A 1,283-nucleotide genomic window follows, 5' to 3' on the forward strand; every position below is an offset into this window, starting at 1 on the left:
GATTGGGGAGCCCTACGACTACTACGCCCGGTTCATGCCCGACATGGATGACCTCCGCAAGTGCGCCTACTGGATGGCAACCGGCTCGGGCAAGACCTTCCTCATCCACCTCGCCTACCTGCAGTTCCAGCACTACAACAGGGGCCAGTATCGCCTAGATATCGACCGCATCCTCCTCATTACCCCCAATGCAGATCTCTCCGCCCAGCACCTCAGGGAGATGAAGAAAAGCGGCATCCCCTGTACCGAATTTGATGCCACCGGGCTTAGCGGCTACTTCCAGCAGCACCATGCCGAGGCCGTAAATGTCATTGAGATCACCCGGTTCACCGAGGACAAACAGGACGGGGGTCTCAGACGGGTGGATATCGAGAGCTTCGGTAACAAGAACCTCGTCTTCGTGGACGAAGCGCACAAGGGCAGTGGCGGCGAGAAGTGGAAATCATTCCGGAGCGAGGTCGCCCGGGAAGGCTTCACCTTCGAGTACAGCGCCACCTTCGGACAGGCGGCGGCTGGCGGCAGCGGCGACGAGGACAACCTCGCTGCGTTTGCTAAGACCATCCTCTTTGACTACTCCTACCCGCACTTCTACAACGACGGCTACGGCAAGGAGTACCGTATCCTCAACGTCAACAAATCCGCCTATGAAACAGATCGTGTGCTCCTTGCCAACCTTCTCACCTATTACGAGCAGAAACTGGTCTTTGAGGATATAAAAGACGTAGCCACCGCCGAGTATAACATCGCCGACCCGCTCTGGATTTTCGTGGGGAGCAGGGTCAACGTCTCCGGCACCAAGTCTGACGTCCTCACCGTTGTCCGGTTCCTGCAGAAGGTCCTCACCGAGCAGGATTGGGTGGTGCAGACCACCGATGAGTTTCTCCGGGGAAAATCCGGACTCATCCACGAGAAGACCAAGCACGACCTTTTCGATCCCGCCTTCCCGGAGCAGCGCCTGCGCTACCTCCGCGGACGGGGCTTGAGCGCGGAGGAGATCTACGGCGATATGCTCAGCCGCATCTTCCGGTGCACAGAGCCTGCAGGTCTCACCTTAGTCCAGCTCAAGAACACCGACGGGGAGATAGGTCTCAAGAGCGGCGACAATGACTTTTTTGGAGACATCTATGTCGGAGATGCCCCGAAGTTCATTAAAATCGTCGAGGAACACGAACCGCAGATCATCGTAGAGAAGATCGATCATCGGTCACTGTTCCGCACCATCGACGACCCGAAATCCACGGTGAACCTGCTCATCGGTGCCAAGAAATTCATCGAAGGCTGGG

At 57.3% G+C, this 1,283-nt stretch carries 1 protein-coding gene; it reads left to right on the top strand.

From position 1 onward, the window contains the following. Positions 1-1,283: DEAD/DEAH box helicase family protein (locus tag QCH34_RS12870; RefSeq protein ID WP_300334721.1), on the top strand; the 1,283-nt coding region annotated here is incomplete at both ends.

It is taken from the genome of Methanocalculus sp., from assembly GCF_029762515.1.
Lineage (GTDB): Archaea > Halobacteriota > Methanomicrobia > Methanomicrobiales > Methanocorpusculaceae > Methanocalculus.